We start from the raw sequence: 21,659 nt of genomic DNA on the forward strand, positions 1-21,659 counted from the left end.
AGGAGCGCCCCGAATGAGCCTGACCCTGAGGACCATCAGCCGAGAGCAGCATCTGGCATACATCCAGAGCCTGCCGTCGGCGAGCCACATGCAGGTCCCGGCGTGGGCCGACGTGAAGGCTGAGTGGCGCTCGGAGAGCCTGGGCTGGTTCGACGACAGGAACGGCGAGATGGTCGGCGCGGGCCTGGTCCTGTACCGCCAGCTGCCCAAGATCAAGCGCTATCTCGCGTACCTGCCCGAGGGCCCGGTCATCAACTGGTACGCCCCGAACCTGGAGGAGTGGCTGCGCCCGATGCTGGCGCACCTCAAGCAGCAGGGCGCCTTCTCGGTGAAGATGGGCCCGCCGGTGATCATCCGGCGCTGGGAGGCCCCCTCCATCAAGAAGGGCATCCAGGACCCCGACGTGAAGCGCCTGCGCGACGTCGAGGCCGACTTCATCGAGCCCCGCGCCTTCGAGGTGGCCGACAAGCTGCGCCGCATGGGCTGGCAGCAGGGCGAGGACGGCGGCGCCGGCTTCGGCGACGTCCAGCCGCGCTACGTCTACCAGGTGCCGCTCGCCAACCGGTCCCTGGAAGAGGTCCACAAGAACTTCAACCAGCTGTGGCGCCGGAACATCAAGAAGGCCGAGAAGGCCGGTGTCGAGGTCGTCCAGGGCGGCTACCAGGACCTCGCCGAGTGGCAGCGCCTGTACGAGATCACGGCCGAGCGCGATCACTTCCGGCCGCGCCCGCTCTCGTACTTCCAGCGCATGTGGACGGCCCTCAACTCCGAGGACCCCAACCGCATGCGGCTGTACTTCGCCCGGCACAACGGGGTGAACCTGTCGGCCGCCACGATGCTCGTCGTCGGCGGGCACGTCTGGTACTCCTACGGCGCCTCCGACAACATCGGCCGCGAGGTCCGCCCCTCGAACGCGATGCAGTGGCGCATGCTGCGCGACTCCTACGCGCTGGGGGCGACCGTCTACGACCTGCGCGGCATCTCCGACTCGCTCGACGAGACCGACCACCTCTTCGGCCTGATCCAGTTCAAGGTCGGCACGGGCGGCCAGGCCGCCGAGTACCTCGGCGAGTGGGACTTCCCGCTCAACAAGCTGCTCCACAAGGCGCTCGACATCTACATGTCGCGACGCTGACGGGGGCCGGAACCGGTCCCGCCGGGGTTCGGTACGTCACTTCAGGCACCGCCCGCCCCGCGGACCCGGCACAATCCATGTAGCTCCAAAGTTTCTTCATACCTCTGCTACACCGCAGCCACGAGAAAGGTTCCGGGACCGGCCATGGCGCTCACGCTCTACGTCGACACCGCGCGCTGGCGGGCACATCACAAGCACGTGCTCGAGCAGTTTCCGGGGCTCGTCCCCGTCTGCAAGGGCAACGGCTACGGCTTCGGCCACGAGCGGCTGGCGGAGGAGGCCACGCGCCTCGGCGCCGACACCCTCGCCGTGGGGACCACGTACGAAGCCGCCCGGATAAAGGACTGGTTCAGCGGTGACCTGTTGGTCCTGACCCCGTTCCGGCGCGGCGAAGAACCGGTTCCGCTGCCCGATCGCGTCATCCGCTCCGTCTCCTCCGTCGACGGGGTGCACGGCCTGGTCGGCGCCCGCGTCGTCATCGAGGTCATGTCCTCGATGAAGCGGCACGGCGTGACCGAGCAGGACCTGCCCCAGCTCGCCCACGCCATCCAGGACGTCCGCCTGGAGGGCTTCGCGATCCACCTGCCGCTGGACCGCACCGACGGCTCGGACGCCGTCGAGGAGGTCATCGGCTGGATGGACCGGCTGCGCGCGGCCCGGCTGCCGCTGCACACCATGTTCGTCAGCCACCTCAAGGCGGACGAACTGGCGCGGCTCCAGCAGCAGTTCCCGCAGACCCGCTTCCGCGCGCGCATCGGCACCCGGCTGTGGCTGGGCGACCACGACGCGACCGAGTACCGCGGCGCGGTGCTGGACGTCACGCGCGTCGCCAAGGGCGACCGGTTCGGCTACCGCCAGCAGAAGGCGGCCTCCGACGGCTGGCTGGTGGTCGTGGCGGGCGGTACGTCGCACGGTGTGGGCCTGGAGGCCCCGAAGGCGCTGCACGGCGTCATGCCGCGCGCCAAGGGCGTCGCCCGGGCCGGCCTGGCGACGGTGAACCGCAACCTCGCGCCGTTCGTCTGGTCGGGCAAGCAGCGCTGGTTCGCCGAGCCGCCGCACATGCAGGTCTCGATCCTGTTCGTGCCGTCGGACGCGGCCGAGCCGAAGGTCGGCGAGGAGCTGGTGGCCCACCTGCGGCACACCACCACGCAGTTCGACCGGATCGTGGAGCGCTGAGCCGGAGCACGACGCACGACGCACGACGAGCACGGGACGGGCCGGACACTGGCACAGTGTCCGGCCCGTCCCGCATCCGTGTCCGTGTCCGGTCAGTGGCGTGAACCGTCGGGGCTCTTGCCCCAGTCCACCGCCGTGGGCGGCTGTTCCCCGTGGGCGGCGTGCCGCGGGGGATGGGCCGCGTACCCGAGGACGAAGACGTCCTCCGCGCCGTCCAGCGGACCGCCCGAGGGGTCGTCGTCCCCGGACCGCCGCACCACGTCCCGCTCGGGCAGCCAGATGTCCCGCACGATGACGGCGCACAGGTAGAGCGTGCCCAGGAGGTGCACCGCGATCGCCAGTTGGTAACCGTCGGTCGGCAGGCCCTGATGCTTGTCGCCGCTGGTCGTGTAGGCGAGATACAGCCAGATCCCGAGGAAGTAGCCGACCTCGCAGGCCTGCCAGATCAGGAAGTCCCGCCACTTGGGCCGCGCCAGGGCCGCGAGCGGGATCAGCCACAGTACGTACTGCGGCGAGTAGACCTTGTTGGTCAGGATGAAGGCAGCGACCACCAGGAACGCCAGCTGGGCGAAGCGGGGCCGTCGCGGGGCGGTGAGGGTCAGCGCCGCCACGCCGAGGCAGGAGAGCACCATCAGGGCCGTGGCGAGGGTGTTGACCACGTCGGTGCTGAGCGGCGTGTCCATGTGCTGGGAGAGGATCAGCCAGAACGAGCCGAAGTCGACGCCGCGCTCCTGGCTGAACGTGTAGAACTTCGACCAGCCCTCGGGCGCGAGGATCAGCACCGGCAGGTTCACCACCAGCCACGAGACGACCGCCCCGAGCGTCGCCACGCCGAACTCCCGCCACCTGCCGGCCCGCCAGCACAGCACGAGCAGCGGTCCCAGGAGCAGGAAGGGATAGAGCTTGGCGGCGGTCGCGAGTCCCAGCAGCACGCCGAAGGCGAGGGTGCGGCCGCGCGACCACATGAGCATCGCGGCGGCCGTGAGGGCCACGGCGAACAGGTCCCAGTTGATGGTGGCGGTCAGTGCGAACGCGGGCGCCAGGGCGACCAGGAGACCGTCCCAGGGCCGCCGGCGGTGGGTCCTGGCGACGCACACGGCGATGACCGCCGCGCAGATCATCAGCATCCCGGCGTTGACCATCCAGTAGACCTGCTCCTGGTGCTGGATGGTGCCGCCGCCGGGCGTCAGCCACGCGGCGACCTCCATGAACACACCGGTGAGGACCGGGTACTCGAGGTAGTCCATGTCGCCGGGCAGCTTGTCGAAGTACGGCACGAGGCCGTCGGCGAAGCCGCGTCCCTGGAAGAGGTGCGGAATGTCCGAGTAGCAGGCGTGCGTGTACTGGGAGCTGGCGCCGTAGAACCAGGCGCCGTCGTAGCAGGGGAACTTCTGCACCATGCCCAGCGCGAACATGCCGAGCATGACGAGCACGATGACGCGCACGGGGGTCCACCAGGAGGCGCCGAGCAGCGCCCGCCGCCCGAGGGGGCCGCCGATGAACTCGCTGCCGGCCCTGGCGACCTCGTCCTCTCTGGTCGGCCGTACGGGGTCCGGCTGCTGCGGGTTCACACGCGTCGTCTCTGCACTGGGCATGCCGCACATCCTGCCGTACGCGGCGGGGAACGGGGCGAGGGCCGCCGCACCCGTCGGTGCGACGGCCCTCGGCCGGCGGGGAGCACGTCGTGTTTCACGTGAAACACGCTGCGTCACCGTGGTCGGCGCTAGCCGTTCCCTCCGAAGAGGCCCCCGCCGTTGTCGTTGCCTCTGATGTCTCCGGAGCTCTCGGTGGGCGAGGGCGACGTCGAGGGTCCGCCGTCGGTCCCGCCGTCCGCGCCGCCGGTCATCCCGCCGTCGTTGTTGCAGTTCCAGTCCCACTTGTTGCAGGACTCGGTCGGCGTCGGGGACGGATCGGCCGAGGTCCGGCTCGGCGTCGGGGAGGGCGGAGCGGAGGAGGTGGGCGGCGTGCTCGGCGTCGGCGTGGGAGTCGGGCTGGCGGTCTCGCCGACGACCTTGCCGATGGGCTGCGGGGCCTCGAAGGACTCGTACTTCTGTCCCTGCATGGCCTGCGACATGTAGTCGTGCCAGATCTGCGCCGGGAACGACGCACCGTGGATCTTCTCCTGGTTGCCCGTTCCGTACATCTCCAGGAACTTGCGGTTCTTGGAGTTCTCGTTGTCGTCCATCCGGTACATCGTGATGGCCGTGGACAGCTGCTTGGTGTAGCCCACGAACCAGGCCGATTTGTTGCCGTCGGTGGTACCGGTCTTGCCGGCCACGTCACGGCCCGGCAGCCGCGCGGCCGTACCCGTGCCCTTGTCGACGACCGTCTTGAGGACGTCGGTCACGTTGTCCGCGACGTTCGCGTCGAAGGCCCGCTTCGGCGTCGCGTCGTGCCGGTAGATCCGGTTGCCCTTGTGGAAGACCTCGTTCACCGAGTACGGGTCGTTCTGCTGGCCGCTGGACGCGAACGTGGCGTAGGCGCCGGCCATGCGGATCGCGCTCGGGTCCGAGGTGCCGAGGGAGAAGGAGGGGTAGTTGGCGCTGGCGAAGCTGTTCTCCAGCAGGCCCGCGCTCAGCGCGGACTCCTTCACCTTGTCCAGGCCGACGTCCATGCCCAGCTGCACGTAGGCGGAGTTCACGGACTCGCGCATCGCCTCACGCAGGTCGATCTGGTAGCTCGGACGGTTGTAGGAGGCGCCGCCGTCGTTGGTCTGGAGCCACTCCTTGCCCTCCTTGTCCGTCCAGACGGATCCGTCGTAGTTCTGGATCTTCAGCTTGTTCTTGCCGCTGTAGAGGCTCTTCGGCGAGGCGATGGTGCGCGCGCTGTCGGGCTGCTCCGTCCCCAGGTCCGGGTTCCGCACGCCGTACTTGAAGGCGGCCGCCAGGACGAAGGGCTTGAAGGTCGAACCGACCTGGGCGCCCGTGACGTCGGCGTTGTTGGTGAAGTGCTTCGTGGCGTCGGCGCCGCCGTAGATGGCTTCGATCGCGCCGTTCTCGGGGTTCACCGAGGCGCCGCCGAACTGGACGTACTTGTCCTTCTCCCGCTGGTCCGGCTTGATGCTGTGCTTGCGGACCTTCTTCACCGCGTTCTCGAGCTGGTTCACCTTCTTCTTGTCGAAGGTGGTGTGGATCTCGTAGCCGCCCTTTTGCAGGTCGTTGGCGCTGATCCGGCCCTTGCTGTTGTTGATCACGTACGCCTTGGCGAGGTCGACGAGGTAGCCGACCTGACCGCTCAGCTGGAGGTTGGCGCGCGGGCTCTTCAGCTTGGGGAAGCCGTCCTCGATGTACTCGGCGCGCTTGGCGGCGGTGAGCCGTCCGTCCTTCACCTCTTCACCGAGGATCCAGCCCCAGCGCGCCTTGGCGCGTTCCGAGTTCTTCTCGCGGGTCGCGTTGACCGGGTCGATCTCGGGGGAGCCCGCGGGGTCGTAGTACGTCGCGCCCTTGAGGACGGAGGCGAGGAACGCCGTCTGGCTGTCGTTCAGGTCGGCGGCGTTCTCGTCGAAGTACGTGCGCGCGGCGGCCTGGATCCCGTAGGCGCCGCGCCCGTAGTACGCGGTGTTGAGGTAGCCGGCCATGATCGTCCGCTTGTCGACCGTCCGGCCGACCTTTATGGAGACGAACAGTTCCTTGAGCTTGCGGGACACCGTCTGCGACTGGTCGTCCAGCATCGCGTTCTTCACGTACTGCTGGGTGATCGTCGAGCCACCCTGGGTCTGGCCGCCCTTGGCCATGTTCACCACGGCGCGGGCGATACCCATCGGGTCGACGCCCTTGTCGGTCTCGAAGGTCTTGTTCTCCGCCGACATGACGGCGAAGCGCATGGACTTCGGGATGTCCTCGTAGTTGATGATCTGCCGGTTGGTCTCCCCACCGGTCGCGACCATCTGGCTCCCGTCGGACCAGTAGTAGACGTTGTTCTGGGCCTTGGCCGTCTTGGCGATGTCCGGGGGATCGACCAGCGCGTAGGCGATGCCCGCGGCGACCATGAGGCTTCCGAGGAAACCCACGCCCACACCCGTCACGAGCCGCCAGGACGGCATCCAGCGGCGCCAGCCGTCCTTGTTGGCGCGCGGGTAGTCGATGATCCCCTTCTTCTTCTCCGGACGGCCGGAGCCGCGGCCCCTGCCGCGTCCCGGACCGCTCGGACCGTCGGGGCCGCCGCCGCCACGACGGCCGCCACCACCGGCTCCACCGCGGCCGCCGCCCTCGGGGGCCCTGCGCCTTCCTCCACCACTGCGCTGGGCGGCGCGGCGCGCCTCGGCCCGCCCGCCCCAGGGACGGTCCTCGGTCCCGCCCTCGGACGGCCCCGACGACCCCGACGACATCGGGGCGTCGTAGGAACCGGACGGTGAACCGGTGGAGCCACGGGGTGCCGCGCGGCGACCCGACTGTGCTCCGGACGCTCCACGACGGGCCGCGGCACGCCCGCCACCCTGCGGTGGCGGCGCTTTGCGACGGTGCTCGCTCATCGAACGACTACTCCTCGGGCAGGCGCGCTCGCGCGCCTGGACGACGGCTGGTTTCCGGTCCCCCCGACATACGGATGCGCCCCTTCCGGCGCTCACCCGTACTGCCCCCCGGGACGACGACGTCATCAGGCGTCACTCGGTTCCCGGTGGTCTGCATGGCGGACAGACTACGCACCGTCAAAACCCACCTAGGGCCGAAGTTCACCCCAAAACAGGCAAGTCACTGCGTGCGAATCGGTGATGTGACGCCGTTCACCGTGATCCCTCTTGTCGCGATCGCAGGGTCGTTCTATCGTCGAGATGTATCGAGCCGATACATCAGCACGACATAAAGAGTCGATACATGGGCCCGCGACAGTGAGGAGGCGACGATGAGCCGACGTTCCGGCATCCTCGAATTCGCCGTACTCGGACTGCTTCGCGAGTCCCCGATGCACGGCTATGAGCTGCGCAAACGACTCAATACGTCGCTGGGGGTCTTCCGTGCCTTCAGTTACGGGACGCTGTACCCCTGCCTCAAGACGCTGGTCGCCAACGGCTGGTTGATCGAGGAGTCGGGCCCCGGTCCCGCCGACACTCCTGCCGCACCACTCGCAGGGCGTCGCGCCAAGATCGTCTACCGGTTGACGGCGGAAGGTAAGGAACACTTCGAGGACCTGCTCGCGCAGACCGGCCCCGATGCGTACGAGGACGAGACCTTCGCCGCGCGATTCGCCTTCTTCGGGCAGACGTCGCGCGATGTTCGGATGCGCGTCCTCGAGGGCCGTCGCAGTCGGCTGGAGGAGCGTCTAGAAAAGATGCGCCTCTCCTTCACCCGCACCCGCGAGCGCCTGGACGACTACACGCTTGAGCTCCAGCGACACGGCATGGAGTCCGTGGAGCGCGAAGTGCGCTGGCTGAACGAGCTCATCGAGAGCGAGCGCGCGGGACGGGACCAGCGACGGTCCGACCCCGAGAGCGCGGCTCGACACGACACATCTGGAGAGACGGGCGGCCTGCCCCGGCACCGGGACAGCACCCGGCCGGATCCGTCCGATGACACCGTTATGTGAAGTCCGCACAGGACTTCACCAGTACACACAGGGAGCAACCGGAATGGGTTCGGTTCGCGTAGCCATCGTCGGCGTGGGCAACTGCGCCGCCTCGCTGGTTCAGGGCGTCGAGTTCTACAAGGACGCTGACCCGGAGACCAAGGTCCCCGGCCTCATGCACGTCCAGTTCGGCGAGTACCACGTCGGTGACGTCGAGTTCGTCGCCGCGTTCGACGTCGACGCGAAGAAGGTCGGCCTCGACCTCGCGGACGCCATCGGCGCCTCCGAGAACAACACCATCAAGATCTGCGACGTCCCGAACTCGGGCGTCCAGGTCCAGCGTGGCCACACGCTCGACGGTCTCGGCAAGTACTACCGCGAGACGATCGAGGAGTCCGCCGAGGCCCCGGTCGACGTCGTCCAGATCCTCAAGGACAAGCAGGTCGACGTTCTCGTCTGCTACCTGCCCGTCGGCTCCGAGGACGCGGCGAAGTTCTACGCCCAGTGCGCCATCGACGCCAAGGTCGCGTTCGTCAACGCCCTTCCGGTCTTCATCGCCGGCACCAAGGAGTGGGCGGACAAGTTCACCGAGGCGGGCGTCCCGATCGTCGGCGACGACATCAAGTCGCAGGTCGGCGCGACCATCACGCACCGCGTGATGGCGAAGCTGTTCGAGGACCGCGGTGTCCGTCTTGAGCGCACCATGCAGCTCAACGTCGGCGGCAACATGGACTTCAAGAACATGCTGGAGCGCGACCGCCTCGAGTCGAAGAAGATCTCGAAGACGCAGGCCGTCACCTCGCAGATCCGCGACCGTGAGCTGGGCGAGAAGAACGTCCACATCGGCCCGTCCGACTACGTCGCGTGGCTCGACGACCGCAAGTGGGCGTACGTCCGCCTGGAGGGCCGCGCCTTCGGCGAGGTCCCGCTGAACCTGGAGTACAAGCTCGAGGTCTGGGACTCCCCGAACTCCGCGGGTGTCATCATCGACGCCCTGCGCGCCGCGAAGATCGCCAAGGACCGCGGCATCGGCGGCCCGATCCTCTCCGCGTCCTCGTACTTCATGAAGTCCCCGCCGGTTCAGTACTTCGACGACGAGGCCTACAGCAACGTCGAGAAGTTCATCAAGGGCGAGGTCGAGCGCTGAGCGCCGACTTCTCCTGACGGCCGGCCCGGATGTTTCACGTGAAACCGTGAGGCATCGGCCGCCCGAGGCTGGTGAGGCCCCTGGATCGCACGCGCGTGCGCCGGGGGCCTTCCTCGTATGTGAAGCTGTCGCCCATGGCTGTCGTCCGTGACCTGCGTGTCCTGCTGTGTCTGCGTGACTTCCGGGGCCTGCTCACCCTGCGGCTGCTGTCCCAGGGCGCCGACGGCGTCTACCAGGTCGCGCTCGCCACCTACGTGGTCTTCTCCCCGGAGAAGCAGACCTCCCCCGCGGCGATCGCCTCCGCGATGGCGGTCCTGCTGCTGCCGTACTCGCTCGTGGGCCCGTTCGCGGGCGTCCTGCTGGACCGCTGGCGCCGCCGCCAGGTCTTCCTCTACGGCAACCTGCTCCGCGTCGTGCTCGCCTCCGCGACGGCCGGCCTCATGGTGAGCCGGGCCCCGGACTGGCTGTTCTACGCCTCCGCGCTCTGCGTCACCGCGGTCAACCGCTTCGTCCTGTCGGGCCTGTCGGCCGCCCTCCCACGCGTGGTCGACGCCGACCGGCTCGTCATCGCGAACGCGCTCTCGCCGACCGCGGGGACGCTCGCCGCGACCGTGGGCGGCGGCCTGGCCTTCCTGGTGCGGGTCGTCGCCTCGGACTCGGACGCGGCCGTGGTGCTCCTCGGCGCCTTCCTCTACCTCTGCGCGGCCCTCGCCTCGCTGCGCATGGACGTCCAGCTCCTGGGCCCGGACCCCGAACTGGTGCGGCCCCGTCTCGCCTCCGCGCTCTCCGGCGCCGCGCGGGACCTGGCCTCCGGCGTACGGCACCTGGTCTCGCGGCCCGACGCCGCGCGCGCTCTGGCCGCGATGACCGCCATGCGGTTCTGCTACGGCGCGCTGCTCGTCATGGTGCTGATGCTGTGCCGCTACGCCTGGTCCTCCACGGATGCGCAGGGGCTGGCCCTGCTCGGTACGGCGGTGGGGATCTCGGGAGCCGGATTCTTCGTCGCCGCCGTCATCACCCCGGCCGCCGCGCGACGCTTCGGGCCCGCCGGCTGGATGGCGCTGTGCGCCGTCGTCGCCGCCGTCCTGGAACTCGCCCTGGGGCTGCCGTTCGACCCGGTCCCCACCATGGTCGCCGCCTTCGTCCTGGGCCTGACGACGCAGGGGGCGAAGATCGCCACCGACACCGTCGTGCAGTCCTCGGTCGACGACGGCTTCCGCGGCCGGATCTTCTCGGTCTACGACGTCCTGTTCAACGCGTCGTTCGTGGGCGCGGCCGGAGTCGCGGCGCTGATGCTGCCGCAGGACGGCCGCTCGGTCCCCCTGGTGGTTCTGGTCGCAGCGGTCTACGCGGCCGTCGCGCTGACGATGCGCCGCCGTTTCACGTGAAACAACGGCCGCACCCGCGCACCCCGACGCCGCACCCCGACCGAGCGGGGCCCTGTTTCACGTGAAACAGGGCCCCGCCGTCCTCGCGAGCCGTCGACGGGCGCCGCCGGCGGAAGCGGTCAGTCCTGGGCCTGCTCGGCCCACCACTCCTTGAGCGCCGCGACCGCGGCGTCGTGCTCCATCGGCCCGTTCTCCAGACGCAGTTCCAGCAGGAACTTGTAGGCCTGGCCGATCACCGGCCCCGGAGTCACCCCCAGGGTCTCCATGATCTGGTTGCCGTCGAGGTCCGGACGGATCGAGTCCAGCTCCTCCTGCTCCTGGAGCCGCTCGATGCGCTCCTCCAGGCCGTCGTAGGCCCGCGAGAGCGTGTTCGCCTTGCGCTTGTTGCGGGTCGTGCAGTCGGAGCGGGTCAGCTTGTGCAGCCGCCCGAGGAGCGGCCCGGCGTCGCGCACGTACCGGCGCACCGCCGAGTCCGTCCACTCACCGGTCCCGTAGCCGTGGAAGCGCAGGTGCAGCTCGACGAGGCGGGAGACGTCCTTCACCAGCTCGTTGGAGTACTTGAGCGCGGTCATGCGCTTCTTCGTCATCTTGGCGCCCACCACCTCGTGGTGGTGGAAGGAGACCCGGCCGTCCTTCTCGAAGCGGCGCGTGCGCGGCTTGCCGATGTCGTGCAGCAGGGCGGCGAGGCGCAGCGTCAGGTCCGGGCCGTCGGTCTCCAGCGCCATCGCCTGCTCCAGGACGATCAGCGTGTGGTCGTAGACGTCCTTGTGCCGGTGGTGCTCGTCGCGCTCCAGGCCCAGGGCGGGCAGCTCGGGCAGGACCCGCTCGGCCAGACCGGTGTCGACGAGCAGGGTCAGACCCTTGCGCGGGTGCGCCGAGAGGATCAGCTTGTTCAGCTCGTCCCGGACGCGCTCGGCGGAGACGATCTCGATCCGGTCGGCCATCGCCGTCATCGCGGCGACGACGTCGGGAGCGACCTCGAAGTCGAGCTGCGCGGCGAAGCGGGCGGCCCGCATCATCCGCAGCGGGTCGTCGGAGAAGGAGTCCTCGGGCGTGCCCGGCGTGCGCAGGACGCGCTCGGCCAGGTCCCGCAGCCCGCCGTGCGGGTCGACGAACTCCTTCTCCGGGAGCGCGACGGCCATCGCGTTCACGGTGAAGTCGCGGCGGACGAGGTCCTCCTCGATGGAGTCGCCGTACGACACCTCGGGCTTGCGGGAGGTGCGGTCGTACGCCTCGGAGCGGTACGTCGTGACCTCGACCTGGAAACTCTGGTCCACGCCGTCGACCCGGGCGTCCTTCTGGCAGCCCACGGTGCCGAAGGCGATCCCGACCTCCCAGACCGCGTCGGCCCACGGCCGGACGATCTTGAGGACGTCCTCGGGGCGGGCGTCGGTGGTGAAGTCCAGGTCGTTGCCGAGCCGCCCGAGCAGTGCGTCCCGGACCGAGCCGCCGACCAGGGCGAGAGAGAACCCGGCCTCCTGGAATCTGCGGGCAAGGTCGTCCGCGACAGGCGAGACGCGCAGCAGTTCGCTGACGGCGCGCTGCTGCACCTGGCTCAGGGCACTGGGATTTTCTTCATTGGCGTTCGGCACAACAGGACAGGGTACGTGCCTCCCGCCACCCGGGCCGAACCGTTTGCCGGGGTCCCGGCGTCCTCCCTGTCGCGGCCCCCTACCCTGGCTGCACGATCTTGTGGGGCGGACCCAGGCACTCAGCCACAGCCCTGCTCGTTACGATGCGTGGACACATCTGCGACCACTGACGACGACGAGGGACGGACGAGCGCGTGGCCGAGGCGGCAGACTACCCAGGGATGAGTCCCTCACCTGCCCGCCGACTGCTGCGGCGCACGGGAGCTCTGCTCGCCGCGGCGCCGCTGCTCGCGGCGCCCACACTGCTGGCCGGCGCCCTGCCCGCCCGGGCGGAGCCCCCCACCGTCGCCACCGCGGCGGCGACCGGCACGACCACGGTCGACGTAGCGGTGAACGACCTGTCGCCGAGCGCGCCGGTCGACGGCGACACCCTGACGGTCAAGGGCACGGTCACCAACAAGGGCAGGCAGCCCGTCACCGACGCGCACATCGGCCTGCGGGTCGGGATGGCGTACAGCGGGCGCACGGCCGTGGACCAGGCCGCCAGGAGCGCGACGGGCGGCGCTCCGGACGGCTCCGAGGTCGGCAGCAAGTACGCGCAGAAGTTCGCCCGGCTGGAGCCCGGTGTCACCCGGGACTTCACGCTGTCCGTCCCGGTGAAGGCGCTGAACCTGAGCGCCGACGGGGTCTACCAGATCAGCGCGGCCCTCATGGGTCAGACCTCGTCCGCCCCGTATCAGCAGACGCTCGGCATCCAGCGGACGTTCCTGCCGTGGCAGCCCGCCGCCTCCGGCACCAGGACGCGGACGACGGTCCTGTGGCCGCTGATCTCCCGGACCGGCCTCACGGCCGAGACGGGGACGAGCGAGACGCAGACGGCCGTCTTCGCCAACGACGACCTCGCCCGGGAGATCTCCCCCGGTGGGCGTCTCCAGCAGATGCTGGCGCTCGGCAGCTCGCTGGACGTCACCTGGGTGATCGACCCCGACCTGCTCGCCTCGGTGGACGCCATGACCGAGGCGTACAAGGTCAAGGGTGCGGACGGCAGGCTGAGCGCCGGCCGCCACCAGGGCGTCGCCAACGCGTTCCTCAAGGACCTCCAGGCGGCGGTGCGGGACCAGAAGGTGGTCACGCTGCCGTTCGCGGACCCCGATCTGGCCTCGCTCGCCCACAACGGCACGAAGGTCACCGGCTCGCTCAGCCACCTGAAGGAGGCCACGGATGCCGCCGAGTCGACCGTGGAGACGATCCTGCACGTGACGCCGGACGCGTCCTACGCGTGGCCCGTCGAGGGCGCCGTCGACCGGGACATCGTCAAGGTCGCCACCTCCGCGGGCGCCGACAAGATCATCGCGCGCAACGACAGCCTGAGCGAGTCCGACAGCCTTCAGTACACGCCGTCCGCCGCCCGCCCCATCGGCGGCGGCGCCACCGCGGTGGTCGCCGACGCGCGCCTGTCGACCGCGTTCCAGGGCGACATGACCGGCGCCGAGCGCTCCACGCTCGCCGTGCAGGAGTTCCTCGCCCAGAGCATGACGCTCGGCCGGCAGACCGACCGGCAGCGCACGGCCCTCATCGCCCCGCAGCGCACGCCCACGGCCAGCCAGGCCCAGACCCTGGCCAAGGCCGTGGCGGCGCTCCAGGGCGGCACCTGGACGCAGTCGCAGAGCCTGGCCGCGACCGCCGCGGCGAAGCCCGACCCGGGCGCGACCACCCGCGTCCCGTCCGCCCGCGCGTACCCCGGCAAGCTCCGCCGCCAGGAGCTGCCGCAGTCGGCCTTCGAGCAGATCCAGTCCATGCAGCGGGAGTTGGAGAACTTCAAGGCCGTCCTGACCGAGGAGTCCCGCGTGGTGACTCCGTTCGGCCGGGCCGTGGACCGCGAGATGTCGACCTCGTGGCGCGGCCGGACCGGGGCCTCGGACAGTTTCCGCACCGGCGTCTCGAAGTATCTGTCGGGCCTCACCGACCAGGTGTCGCTGATCGACAAGTCCGAGGTGAAGCTCTCCGGGCGCAGCGCGACCATCCCGGTGTCCGTCCAGAACAACCTCTGGCAGGACGTCGACCACCTCAAGCTGCGGCTCACGTCCGACAACGGCACCCGCCTGAAGATCGGCGACGGCGCCTGGCAGGACCAGGAGGTGACGATCACCAGCGGCCACAGCCAGTCGGTGAAGTTCACCACCACGGCCAAGGCCACCGGCCCGGTCTGGGTCTACGCGCAGCTGCTCACCGAGGACAACCAGCCGTACGGCAAGCAGATCGCGTTCCAGGTCGACGTCACCGAGGTCACGCCGACCGTGATGCTCGTCATCGCCGGTGGCGTCCTGCTGCTGGTCCTGGCCGGGTTCCGCATGTACACCCAGCGCAAGCGCGCCTCGGCCGAGCGGGCCGAGCAGCCCGTCGAGCCCGTGGAGCCCGTGGAGCCCGCCGAGGCCGCCGAGGCCGCCGAGCCCGGTACGGAGGACGCGGACGGCCCGAACGGCAGGGGCGAGACGGACGCCCCGGACCCCGCGGACGCCACGGACGGTCCGCACGGCGCGCCGGAACCGGCCGCGCGGGAGGAGTCCGAGCAGAGCGAGGCATCCCCCGCACGGGCCGACGTCCCGCAGCAGCCGAGTGACCCGACGGCTGACACCGCTTCCGAAAGCGCGGCCCCGTCGGGCCCGGGTGAGAGAGTGGACCGTTGAGCGATGTCGTGGCCGGTGGGCCGGGGACGATGAGGTGGGGTAACCATGAACGCGCCGTACGACGGTGATCGTGGCCAGGGCTCGGGCGGCTCTGCCTCGGGCGACGGCCACCCGTACGCCGGCTCACACGGTGCCGGTGGGCAGGTCCCGCCGCCCCAGCCGGGCCCGGACGCCTACCCGCAGGACGCGTACCTCCAGGACGCCTACGGCCAGGACCCGTACCGCGGTCAGGACCTGACCGCGCAGGATCCGGTCGGCGAGGCGCTGTACGACCGCGCCGCGCACCCGCCACCGCCCCCGGGCAGCTACCAGGCGCAGCAGCCGCTCTACGCGCCGCCCGCGAACAACCAGTACCAGCCCGACCCGCGCGTGTGGGCGCAGACGCCGCCGCCGGAGCCGGAGGGCCCCACGCAGTACCTGCCGTACGGCGACGACGCGCGGACGACCCAGTTCGTGGGCGTCGACGACCTGGTGACGCAGGCGGGCGAGGAGCGGCACGAGCCGGACGCCTTCGCGCACCTCTTCCGCGACCAGCAGCCCGGCTACAGCGGCGGCAGGCCGCCGGTGGCACCGCAGCCGGTCGACGACCCGACCCAGGTGCTCGGCCAGGCCGCGGTGCCCGTGCCACCGCCGCCCGCCGCGCCCGCCCCCGCGGCGCCCAAGAAGGGCGGCCGCGCCTCCAGCCTCATGAAGTCGAGCGCGGTGATGGCGGCGGGCACGCTCGTCTCCCGCCTCACCGGCTTCGTCCGCACCATGGTGATCACCGCGGCGCTCGGCGCCGGACTGCTCGGCGACACCTGGACCGTCGCGTACACCCTGCCGACGATGATCTACATCCTGACCGTCGGCGGCGGCCTGAACTCGGTGTTCGTGCCGCAGCTGGTGCGCGCGATGAAGGACGACGACGACGGCGGCGAGGCCTTCGCCAACCGGCTGCTCACCCTCGTGATGGTGGCGCTCGCGGCCATCACGGCGATCGTGGTGTTCGCGGCACCGCTGCTGATCCACCTGATGTCCAACCCGGTCGCCAGCGACCCGGACGCGGACCGCGTCGGCATCGCCTTCGCCCGCTACTGCCTGCCCACGATCTTCTTCATGGGTGTGCACGTGGTCATGGGCCAGATCCTGAACGCCCGCGGGAAGTTCGGCGCGATGATGTGGACCCCGGTCCTCAACAACATCGTCATGATCTTCACGTTCGGCATGTTCCTGTGGGTCTACGGCCCCTGGTCCGAGACCGGGATGAAGGTCTCCACCATCCCCGACGAGGCCGTCCGCCTCCTGGGGATCGGCACCCTGCTGGGCCTGGTCGTGCAGTCGCTGGCGATGATCCCCTACCTGCGCGAGACCGGCTTCCGGTTCCGCTTCCGCTTCGACTGGCGGGGCCACGGCCTCGGCAAGGCCGTCAAGCTCGCCAAGTGGACCGTGCTGTTCGTCCTCGCCAACCAGGCCGGCGTCGTCGTCGTGACCCAGCTCGCCACCGCGGCCGGCAAGGCGTCCCCCGTGGACGGCACCGGCATCATGGGCTACTCCAACGCCCAGCTGATCTGGGGCATGCCGCAGGCGATCATCACCGTCTCGGTCATGGCCGCGATGCTGCCGCGCATCTCGCGCTCCGCCCACGACGGCGACGCGGGCGCGGTCCGCGACGACATCTCCTCCGGCCTGCGCACCTCGGCCGTGGCGATCGTGCCCGTCGCGTTCATGTTCGTGGCGCTCGGCGTCCCGATGTGCACCCTGCTCTTCGGCTCAAGCGGCATCGAGTCCGCCCAGTCCATGGGCTACATCCTCATGGCGTTCGCCCTCGGCCTGATCCCGTACTCCGTGCAGTACGTCGTCCTGCGCGGCTTCTACGCGTACGAGGACACCCGCACCCCCTTCTACAACACGGTGATCGTCGCCGCGGTCAACGCCGCCGCGTCGGCCCTGTGCTACGTGATCCTGCCCGCACGCTGGGCCGTCGTCGGCATGGCCCTCTCGTACGGTCTCGCCTACGCGATCGGCGTCGGTGTCGCGTGGCGGCGGCTGCGCAAGCGGCTCGGCGGCGACCTGGACGGGGCGAACGTCGTCCGTACCTACGCGCGGCTCTGCCTGGCGTCCGTACCCGCTACGGTCATCAGCGGTGGAATCGGGTACGCGCTCACCAAGGCCCTCGGCCACGGGGTGCTCGGCTCGATCGCTGCGCTGCTCGTCGGCGGCGTGGCGCTGCTGGGTGTCTTCTACGTAGCAGCCCGCAAGATGCGAATCGAAGAACTGAATTCACTGGTCGGAATGGTCCGTGGCCGTCTCGGCCGCTGACTCGGCCCGAAGTGCGCACAACCATCGGCGACCACCGCGTGTCGTGCATAGCGCCGGACTGTGGGCACAATTGGGTTTGGCGTCGCAGTGAGTGCAACGGATGGGGAGGCAGGAACGACGGTGGCGGAACGGAGCACGGCTGCCGTCGACGTGGCCGACAACGGCGGGGACGAACCGCTGACCGCCAAGGCGGACAAGGCGGAGCGGGCCACGTCCGACGGTGCGGTCGACAGCGGGAAGCGGGACAGCACGGCGTCCGAGACGCCGGTGGACACCGCGGAGACGGGCACGCACGTGAGCCCCGGTAGGACAGCGCCTCCCGAGCTGCACAGCGGGCACAAGCTCGCCAGGCGCTATCGGCTCGAAGAGTGCGTCACACGTCTGGACGGTTTCAGCAGCTGGCGCGCGGTCGACGAGAAGCTGCGCCGCGCCGTCGGCGTGCACCTGCTGCCCGCCGACCATCCGCGGGCGCGCTCGGTGCTCGCGGCGGCCCGCTCGTCGGCGCTGCTCGGCGACCCCCGCTTCGTCCAGGTCCTGGACGCGGTCGAGGAGAACGATCTCGTCTACGTCGTCCACGAGTGGCTGCCCGACGCCACCGAGCTGACCGCGCTCCTCGCGCTGGGCCCGCTCGAGGCGCACGACGCGTACGACATGGCCACGCAGGTCTCGCACGCCATGGCCGCCGCCCACCGCGAGGGCCTCGCGCACCTGCGGCTCACCCCGAGCGCCGTGCTGCGCACCTCCACGGGCCAGTGGCGCATCCGCGGCCTGGCCGTGAACGCGGCGCTGCGCGGGATCTCCTCCGACACCCCCCAGCGCACCGACGCCGAGGCGATCGGCGCGCTCCTGTACGCCTCGCTGACGCAGCGGTGGCCGTACGAGAGCGACGCGTACGGCCTGGCCGGGCTGCCCAAGGAGGTCGGGCTGATCGCGCCGGACCAGGTGCGGGCCGGCGTCCACCGCGGCCTCTCCGAGCTGGCCATGCGCGCGCTCGCCAACGACGGAGCCACCGCGTCCCGCCAGGAGCCCCCGTGCACCACGCCGGAGGACCTGGTGAAGGCCATCGGCGAGATGCCCAGGATCCGGCCGCCGGAGCCCGCGTTCACCGCGCCCCCGGAGTACCAGCGCACCACCTACCAGCAGGGCACCTACGGGCGCTCCGCCGTGCCCGGTGCCACGCAGGTGATCCCCACGCCGCCGCCCCCGCTCCAGAGCCGCACCGGCAAGGCCCTCAAGTGGGCCGTCTCCGCCCTGCTGATCGCCGCGCTGGGTCTGGGCAGCTGGCAGCTCGCGGACGCCCTCATGGACCGCAACAGCTCCGGCGGCACGGAGGACACCCACACCACGGACGACGGTGGCAAGGGCGGCGAGAAGAAGATCACCAAGCCGATCGGCATCGCGGCCGCCAAGGAGTTCGTCGCCGCGGGCGACCCCCAGTCCCCGCTGGACGTCGGCAAGACGTACGACAACGACAGCGCGTCCTACTGGCGCACCCACGCCTTCGTCGACGGCCCCGACATCGTCATAAAGCCGGGTGTAGGCATTGTGTACGACCTGGGATCCGCCAAGGACGTGTCCGCCGCGTCGATAAAGTTCCGCTACGGGGGCGACCACACCACGGTCGCCCTGTACGCCTCGGACTCGCTCAGCCCCAGCCCGTCCGCCCTGAGCGGCATGAAGCGGATCGGCGCCAAGACGGACACCACGAACACGTCCGTGAGCATCAAGGCCGACAAGCCGGTCAGGACGCGCTACGTGCTCGTCTGGCTGACCGCGCTGCCGCACGCGGGCCAGGACGGGTACAGCGGCGCCGGTTACAAGCAGGGCATCACGAACATGAAGTTCACCGGCTGACGCACCGGGGCCCGGCGGGGGTCCGGCACGGGGAGGGGGTTCGGCAGTGGACGACGCCTACGGCGGAGCGAGCGATCAGGACCTCCTCACCCGTCACGTCGCGGGGGACAAGGACGCCTTCGGCGAGCTGGTCCGCCGGCACCGCGACCGGCTGTGGGCGGTGGCCCTGCGGACCCTGGGGGACCGCGAGGAGGCCGCCGACGCGGTGCAGGACGCCCTCGTCTCCGCGTACCGCGCCGCCCACACCTTCCGCGGGCAGTCCGCCGTGACGACCTGGCTGCACCGCATCACCGTCAACGCGTGCCTGGACCGGGCCCGCAAGGCGGCCTCCCGCAGAACCGCGCCGGTCGACGACACCGAGCGCCTCGAGCAACTCCTGGAGCCCCACGAGTCGGCGGCCGAGCCCGCCGAGCGCAATGATCTGCACCGGGAACTTCTGGGCGCACTGGAGTCCTTGCCGACCGATCAGCGCGCCGTGCTCGTTCTCGTCGACATGCAGGGCTACCCGGTGGCCGAGGCCGCCAGAATCCTCGATGTCCCCACAGGAACCGTGAAGAGTCGCTGTGCCCGTGGCCGGGCCCGGCTGCTGCCGCTCCTGGCGCACCTGCGGACGGAGAACGGCACGGAGGCAGGTGGCGGGAACCCGCTCCCCGGAAGGAACCGTCCGCGGGGGACATCCGTCCCACCCGCAGCGGGACCTCAGGACGAGGCCGGACCCCAAGACTCGACCGCGGTGAAGGGCGGAGGTGGGCGAGCGTGACATCCACGACCGACAGGGCGGAACACCCCGAGGTCACCGAGATCTCCGATCTCGCCGAGGGTCTGCTCCCCCTGTCCCGCAGCTCCGCCGTCCGCCGCCACCTCGACGGCTGCGTCCTGTGCGCCGACGTCTACACCTCGCTGGAAGAGATCCGCGGCGTGCTCGGCACTCTCCCCGAGGCGCCCCGCATGCCCGAGGACGTCTCCGCACGGATCGACGCCGCGCTGGCCGCGGAAGCCCTCCTGGACGTCGTCGCGTACGAGGACGCAGAGAGCGGCGAAACCGGTGCGCCGCGCGGCGACGGGATCAGCGGGCCACCGGACGACGGGACCGGCGCGCGTGAAACGGCGTCTGTTTCACGTGAAACATCGACCGATCGCGCCCGCTCCGTCGGCCCCGCCGGCTCCGCACCGCGCCCCGCCGACCGGCCGACCGGCCACCCGTCCGGCGCGACCGGACCGGGACGCGGGTCCCGCGCCTCCCGGCGCCGCACCGGCGTCGCCATCGGAGCCGTCCTCACCGCCGCGGCGATCGGCACGGGCGTCCTGCTCCTCCAGAGCGGGGACAGCCCCTCCACCGCGAGCAAGAAGCCGGCCGGTGCCAGCCAGGGACCGTCGAGCTTCGCCCGAGGAACGCTGGAGACGAAGGTCTCCGAGCTGCTGCGCGCAGGGGGCTCGGCGCCCCTCGGGACCGAGGGCGTCGCCCCCAAGTCGTCCCCGAAGAACCCGGACGTGCCGAAGGCCGCCATGGGGCCGCCCGCGTGCGTCCAGCGCGGCACCCACCGCAACGAGGACCCGCTCGGATTCAAGCAGGGCACGTACGAGGGGAAGGACGTCTATCTCCTCGTGCTGCCCCACAAGAGCGACCCGGCCCACCGCGTCACGGCCTTCATCGTCGACGCGACCTGCGCGGCGAAGAACTCGGCCACGGCGGGCGAGCTGCTGTACACCCACTCCTACAAGCGCGGCTGACCGACAGCCGGGCGAGGTCCCGGCGTGCACCCGGACACGTCGGGAATGCATGCCCCGTAGGATCCGTTGGGTGGGGTGAGAGTCCTGAGGAAGAGGCTCCCCCGGCAGTACGCAGCAGTCCCGCAGAGACGAGGAATCAAGCCGTGAGTGACGTCCGTAACGTGATCATCATCGGCTCAGGGCCCGCCGGCTACACGGCGGCGCTCTACACCGCGCGCGCGTCGCTGAAGCCGCTGGTGTTCGAGGGTGCCGTCACCGCCGGTGGCGCCCTGATGAACACCACCGAGGTGGAGAACTTCCCGGGCTTCCAGGACGGCATCATGGGCCCCGAGCTCATGGACAACATGCGCGGCCAGGCCGAGCGCTTCGGCGCCGAGCTCATCCCGGACGATGTCGTGGCCGTCGACCTCACCGGTGAGATCAAGACCGTGACCGACACCTCGGGCACCGTGCACCGCGCCAAGGCCGTCATCGTCACCACCGGCTCCCAGCACCGCAAGCTGGGCCTGCCGAACGAGGACGCGCTGTCCGGCCGTGGCGTCTCCTGGTGCGCGACCTGTGACGGGTTCTTCTTCAAGGACCAGGACATCGCCGTGATCGGCGGCGGCGACACCGCGATGGAGGAGGCCACCTTCCTCTCGCGCTTCGCCAAGTCCGTGACGATCGTGCACCGCCGCGACACCCTGCGCGCCTCCAAGGCGATGCAGGAGCGCGCCTTCGCCGACCCGAAGATCAAGTTCGTGTGGGACAGCGAGATCGCGGAGATCAAGGGCGACCCGAAGCTCGCCGGTCTGACGCTGCGCAACCTGAAGACGGGCGAGACGTCCGAGCTGCCGGTCACGGGCCTGTTCATCGCGATCGGCCACGACCCGCGCACGGAGCTGTTCAAGGGCCAGCTGGAGCTGGACGGCGAGGGCTACCTGAAGGTCCAGGCCCCGTCGACGCACACGAACCTGACCGGTGTCTTCGGCGCCGGTGACGTCGTGGACCACACCTACCGTCAGGCGATCACGGCCGCCGGCACCGGCTGCTCCGCCGCTCTGGACGCCGAGCGCTTCCTGGCCGCCCTCTCCGACGGTGAGGTCGCCGAGCCCGAGAAGACCCCGACCGCCACCGTCTGATCCCGACCTCCCCTCTCGCACCCCCAAA

The 21,659-nt window shown here is 70.4% G+C and carries 14 protein-coding genes; 11 read left to right on the forward strand and 3 right to left on the reverse strand.

Annotated features, from left to right (window positions below; all coding sequences use genetic code 11):
- Positions 1 to 13 precede the first annotated feature (13 nt).
- Positions 14 to 1,135, forward strand: coding sequence for a peptidoglycan bridge formation glycyltransferase FemX (femX, locus tag ACIP5K_RS11870; protein ID WP_401408092.1), 1,122 nt, complete (start codon positions 14 to 16; stop codon positions 1,133 to 1,135).
- Positions 1,136 to 1,279: 144 nt separating this feature from the next.
- Complete coding sequence (locus ACIP5K_RS11875) at positions 1,280 to 2,311, forward strand: alanine racemase (RefSeq protein ID WP_401408093.1); 1,032 nt, start codon at positions 1,280 to 1,282, stop codon at positions 2,309 to 2,311.
- Between the two features lie 92 nt (positions 2,312 to 2,403).
- On the opposite strand, the gene ACIP5K_RS11880 is transcribed toward ACIP5K_RS11875, so the two are convergent.
- Together ACIP5K_RS11880 and ACIP5K_RS11885 are read right to left on the reverse strand one after the other, a co-directional pair.
- On the reverse strand, positions 2,404 to 3,906 hold the full coding sequence (locus ACIP5K_RS11880; RefSeq protein WP_401408094.1) for a glycosyltransferase family 87 protein: 1,503 nt from the start codon (positions 3,904 to 3,906) through the stop codon (positions 2,404 to 2,406).
- Between the two features lie 128 nt (positions 3,907 to 4,034).
- Positions 4,035 to 6,782, reverse strand: a complete 2,748-nt coding sequence (locus tag ACIP5K_RS11885) for a transglycosylase domain-containing protein (RefSeq protein ID WP_401408096.1) — start codon at positions 6,780 to 6,782, stop codon at positions 4,035 to 4,037.
- Between the two features lie 371 nt (positions 6,783 to 7,153).
- Between ACIP5K_RS11885 and ACIP5K_RS11890 the strand changes: the two genes are divergently transcribed.
- The 3 genes from ACIP5K_RS11890 to ACIP5K_RS11900 all read left to right on the forward strand — a co-directional run bounded on the left by ACIP5K_RS11890 (position 7,154) and on the right by ACIP5K_RS11900 (position 10,348).
- A complete protein-coding gene (locus ACIP5K_RS11890; RefSeq protein ID WP_401408098.1) occupies positions 7,154 to 7,834 on the forward strand; it encodes a PadR family transcriptional regulator in 681 nt (226 codons plus the stop codon).
- A gap of 43 nt (positions 7,835 to 7,877) precedes the next feature.
- Positions 7,878 to 8,960 carry an inositol-3-phosphate synthase gene (locus ACIP5K_RS11895; RefSeq protein ID WP_401408100.1) on the forward strand — a complete coding sequence of 361 codons (1,083 nt, stop codon included), beginning with the start codon at positions 7,878 to 7,880 and terminating at the stop codon, positions 8,958 to 8,960.
- Positions 8,961 to 9,094: 134 nt separating this feature from the next.
- Complete coding sequence (locus ACIP5K_RS11900) at positions 9,095 to 10,348, forward strand: MFS transporter (protein ID WP_401408102.1); 1,254 nt, start codon at positions 9,095 to 9,097, stop codon at positions 10,346 to 10,348.
- Positions 10,349 to 10,467: 119 nt separating this feature from the next.
- Here the strand turns inward: ACIP5K_RS11900 and ACIP5K_RS11905 are convergent, their stop codons facing one another.
- A complete protein-coding gene (locus tag ACIP5K_RS11905; protein WP_401408104.1) occupies positions 10,468 to 11,940 on the reverse strand; it encodes a CCA tRNA nucleotidyltransferase in 1,473 nt (490 codons plus the stop codon).
- Between the two features lie 221 nt (positions 11,941 to 12,161).
- Between ACIP5K_RS11905 and ACIP5K_RS11910 the strand changes: the two genes are divergently transcribed.
- From ACIP5K_RS11910 to trxB, 6 genes are all read left to right on the forward strand, one after another.
- Positions 12,162 to 14,627 carry a DUF6049 family protein gene (locus ACIP5K_RS11910; RefSeq protein ID WP_401408106.1) on the forward strand — a complete coding sequence of 822 codons (2,466 nt, stop codon included), beginning with the start codon at positions 12,162 to 12,164 and terminating at the stop codon, positions 14,625 to 14,627.
- 45 nt (positions 14,628 to 14,672) lie between these two features.
- On the forward strand, positions 14,673 to 16,925 hold the full coding sequence (gene murJ, locus ACIP5K_RS11915) for a murein biosynthesis integral membrane protein MurJ (protein ID WP_401408108.1): 2,253 nt from the start codon (positions 14,673 to 14,675) through the stop codon (positions 16,923 to 16,925).
- 120 nt (positions 16,926 to 17,045) lie between these two features.
- Positions 17,046 to 18,779, forward strand: a complete 1,734-nt coding sequence (locus tag ACIP5K_RS11920; RefSeq protein ID WP_401408110.1) for a protein kinase family protein — start codon at positions 17,046 to 17,048, stop codon at positions 18,777 to 18,779.
- 46 nt (positions 18,780 to 18,825) lie between these two features.
- Positions 18,826 to 19,539, forward strand: a complete 714-nt coding sequence (sigM, locus tag ACIP5K_RS11925; protein WP_401408112.1) for an RNA polymerase sigma factor SigM — start codon at positions 18,826 to 18,828, stop codon at positions 19,537 to 19,539.
- Positions 19,536 to 20,510: a hypothetical protein gene (locus tag ACIP5K_RS11930; RefSeq protein WP_401408114.1), complete on the forward strand. Its 975-nt coding sequence runs from the start codon at positions 19,536 to 19,538 to the stop codon at positions 20,508 to 20,510. Before sigM ends, ACIP5K_RS11930 begins: the two co-directional genes overlap by 4 nt.
- Before the next feature lie 143 nt (positions 20,511 to 20,653).
- The gene (gene trxB, locus ACIP5K_RS11935) at positions 20,654 to 21,631 is read left to right on the forward strand and encodes a thioredoxin-disulfide reductase (RefSeq protein WP_401408116.1); all 978 of its coding nucleotides are present in this window, start codon (positions 20,654 to 20,656) and stop codon (positions 21,629 to 21,631) included.
- The last annotated feature ends 28 nt before the right edge of the window (positions 21,632 to 21,659 follow it).

This window comes from Streptomyces sp. NPDC088785 (assembly GCF_044750685.1).
Taxonomy (GTDB): Bacteria; Actinomycetota; Actinomycetes; order Streptomycetales; family Streptomycetaceae; genus Streptomyces.